Raw genomic sequence first — 3,648 nt, 5'->3', positions numbered from 1 at the left:
TAAATGATTTAGAATAACTTGAAGCATTTGCACATTCTTTGATTTTAGATTCTAACTCTGTAGCATTTTTTAGATCTTCATAGTATTACATACTTTTTTGGCTCTGAAGAGCAAGCAGAAAAAACACAAGCAGTAACTACGCTTAATAAAGCTAGTTTGATTGTATTTTTCATTTTTAATCCTTTTTTTGTATATTTATAGTAATTAAATATTCTATTATTAACTAATAATATATAAAAAATATTTTTTATATATTATTATATATTATGATTACAAAGAGTAACTATTATTGTCTAGTTATCTCTTTTTCAGGTTGTGTTTTTTCCATAGATTTAAAAGCTTTAAGTTTATTATGAAAATCAATAAAATTTAATTGTTTTTTGACTTCATCAAGCCCTTTATTTAAAAAAATGTCATTGAAATCACTTATTCCTTGTTCTGCTTCTTGATTGCTGATTTTTGGAATAATAACTTTAATATCTGAAAATTTTTGTTGAATTTCTTTTGCAGTTTCCACCCCGACATTAGAAAGACCTTTTAATTCTCTTTTTTTATCATTATCGGCTATTAAGGTAATAGGAGTGTTTTGAAATTTGTTTTTTAGGGTTTCAACGATTTTTGATAAGTTTCCAGCATCTATACCCATTATTACAGGCTTATTGAGTGCTTTGTATATAGTTGCAGCAGTAGCAAAGCCTTCTGCTATGATAAATTCTTTGCAATATTCTAGGTTTTTTGCACCTATTAGGTGAAAACATCCAGATTTTTTTGCAGAATATTCAATGCCTTGCTCTTTTTCTTCTTTAGTTTTAATTACACCAATAATTTTATCACCATTTGGGAATATTCTTTGCACAGACCATAATTTGCCATTTTCATCTTTTAAGGGAATAAGTAAAGAACCTTTGTTATCCTGCTTAAGATAAAAGTTTTCACTAAAACCTTTTTTCTTTAAATAAGGATGATTTGAATGAGCCCAATTAGCTTGATTATATTCTTCTTCAATTTTTAATGCTGTTTTTTGCTGAAGCTCTAAAATGTCTTGTTTCGTATTATTGCTTGTAGAATTATGTAATCTTTTTTGACTAGGAGTTTGATAACTTACAATGTTTTGTTTTGCATTTTCTAAAGGCATTTTCCAATTTTCTTTAATACCTGTTTTAAAATTTTGAATAAAACCAGCAGGGTATTTATCTAAAAATCCACTATAAGCTCCACTCATTTCTCTACCTTTATCTGTTGTTGTTTTTACTCTGTGGATTTTGCCATCCATGATAGGTGAACCATCAATAATTAAACCTTGATTTTCTAAAGCAGATTTAAAAGTAGTTAAAACTTCATTTTCATCAAATGAAAATTCTTTATTTTGGTGCGGATAAAACCATTGTGAGAAAATATTTTTATCTAAGCTTTTTGGAGCAAACCATTTTTTTTCTTTATCATCCCACATTGCCCCTAATGATTTTACTTTTTCTTTGTCTTTAAATGGAACATAAAGATAAATTCTTTTTTGTGGCATCGTATATCCTTTTAGTTTCCTTTAATATTATTATTGCTATAATTGCAATTAAATTCAAAGGGCTTCCTAGTAGCCCACTTTTTTTATATTAACAATATTCCAAAATTTCTTCGTTAAATGTTTTAATTAAATCACTTAAGAATAAATCTATTTTTTGTGGATTTAATCCTATATGAGTGTTTTCTATTTTTGTCGTTAATCTTGGATAATGTTTGCCATTTTTTTCTGTAGTTTTTAAAATATTTTCCCAATGATAACTTCTATTTCTTAGATTTTGTAATAAGCTAAGAACAATATCAACCTTATGCGTATTTCTAAAGCGTAATTTTATACCATTTTCAAAAAAGAAATTTCTATTGTGTTGATTGTAGTTTCTAAAATTGATATTTTTTAAATCCATTATAGAGTTTTGTAATTTATTTTCTTTGATAAGATGAATAATAGCTCCTAAGCTCATACGAGAAAGATATTGATGATGAGATAAATTTCTATTTTTTTCTCTATATTCAATTTCATCTTTAGCTTTTTTAATATTTTCATCATTAGAATTTTTTATCCAATTACTATCTTTCTCTGATAATTTATTATCTAGTTTATTTCTAAGAATAATTTCTAATGTAGCAATTTTTGGAGTGATTTTTCCTACAAATTTAAGGTTATCATAATGCTTTACAATATCATCATTATAAGAAGATAATCTCATTTGAGAAAACAGATCATTAAAATTTGTTAGATTATTCATTCTTTACCTTGATCGAGAATATGTTTTTTCGTTGCTAATTTCTTTATCTGGTAAAACTTTATTTAGTTTTTTTGAAAAATTCATTCATTTTTTCTTTTAACAATATTCATTTTTTAGTTATCTATTTAGCAAAATAAAAAACAATAATTAATTACCATTTTTATTTTTATTAATAAAAACGGATGAGAGAATATCAATATGTTCTAATAAACCTTTTTTGATTCGAGTTTCTGGAAATCTCATAGTATCTAATTGCACAATAAGCCCTTCTTTTCTAGCGTGTTTTACAGCAGGAACAAAATCGCTATCCGAAGTAATTAAAATGATTTTTTCCACTTGGTGTTTATTTGCTAAAGTTGCAATATCAAGTCCTATTTTCATATCTACACCTTTTTGTTTAATATCTATAACAAAATCTTCATTGCTTAGTTCGCTAACATCAATTTCACCTAATCTTACAGCAAAATACGGTTGCTTTCTTAGATGTTTTAATAATTCACTTCTAAATTTATAAGTTGTAGTTTTGCTTAAATTTTTAGATTTATCAGTTTTTTCTATAGGAGGCATAGGAACATTTTTATCTAACGGTTCGCAATCATAAATATAAACTTTATATAAATAGTCTTCACTTCTTCTAAGAGTTTCCCACACATAGTCTTTTAATCTTTTGGCTAATTCTGCGGCTTCCATTGTTTTAATGCTTTTGCGTGTATTGTATCCTTCAATAAAAAAGAAAGATCTACAAGAACAGCAGTCTTTTTTGGTTGAATTATAGAAAATTCTGTATCTTTATTGGACAAATCCATAATATGTAGTCCTATTTGCTAAATCTTGAAGGCAAAATGAGTCGTCATTTTAAAAATATTATGTAAAAAGACCCCTCTATGTGCTAATGATGCTGTAATTCTAACATAAAAACATTAATAAGAACTTACTTAGAGATAAGCAACTCATTTTCTTCTCCTTGTGAAAATTCTAATTCGATTAAGTCAAATAAACTTCGACAGTCATAATCTTTTTCATCTTCAATTTGTCTTTTTGTTTTTTGCAAGGATATTGTAACATTTTTAATTATTAATATTTAAAGTTCTTGCCTCTTTTAAAATCAATTTTCTTATATAAGTGCCATATTCACTTGCTAAATCTAAAACCATTAATTTTTTCAAAATTTCCATTTCTTGTTCATTAAGTCTGCAAACTACTAAATTATCTCTTCTTAGTTTTTGATCTACGGTTTTTCTTCCAGCTGATTTTTTATTAGCTTTACTATATGTTTTTTGAGAGCTTGTTTCAGAGTTTAAAGCTTCTGCTATTGTAAATGGTTTTTTTTCCATTATTATTTATCCTTTCTAATAAAATCTAAAAGTCTTTGATATTCATTGAAAAA

General features: G+C 26.0%; 4 protein-coding genes. All 4 read right to left on the bottom strand.

Annotation, left to right across the window (positions count from 1 at the left end; translation table 11 throughout):
- Window positions 1-286: 286 nt before the first annotated feature.
- The 4 genes from AJ886_RS03825 to AJ886_RS03810 all read right to left on the bottom strand — a co-directional run bounded on the left by AJ886_RS03825 (window position 287) and on the right by AJ886_RS03810 (window position 3,595).
- Window positions 287-1,519 carry a DUF5710 domain-containing protein gene (locus AJ886_RS03825; protein WP_070261061.1) on the bottom strand — a complete coding sequence of 411 codons (1,233 nt, stop codon included), beginning with the start codon at window positions 1,517-1,519 and terminating at the stop codon, window positions 287-289.
- Window positions 1,520-1,607: 88 nt separating this feature from the next.
- The gene (locus AJ886_RS03820; RefSeq protein ID WP_052781596.1) at window positions 1,608-2,261 is read right to left on the bottom strand and encodes a hypothetical protein; all 654 of its coding nucleotides are present in this window, start codon (window positions 2,259-2,261) and stop codon (window positions 1,608-1,610) included.
- 147 nt (window positions 2,262-2,408) lie between these two features.
- Window positions 2,409-2,951, bottom strand: a complete 543-nt coding sequence (locus AJ886_RS03815; protein WP_002819317.1) for an NYN domain-containing protein — start codon at window positions 2,949-2,951, stop codon at window positions 2,409-2,411.
- Between the two features lie 377 nt (window positions 2,952-3,328).
- Window positions 3,329-3,595 carry a hypothetical protein gene (locus tag AJ886_RS03810; RefSeq protein ID WP_052799519.1) on the bottom strand — a complete coding sequence of 89 codons (267 nt, stop codon included), beginning with the start codon at window positions 3,593-3,595 and terminating at the stop codon, window positions 3,329-3,331.
- Between the last annotated feature and the right edge of the window lie 53 nt (window positions 3,596-3,648).

Source organism: Campylobacter sp. BCW_6465 (assembly GCF_001762815.1).
In the GTDB taxonomy this organism is placed as follows: Bacteria; Campylobacterota; Campylobacteria; order Campylobacterales; family Campylobacteraceae; genus Campylobacter_D; species Campylobacter_D jejuni.
Note: the sequence above shows the minus strand (reverse complement) of the source record. Positions and strands in the feature narration are given on the sequence as shown.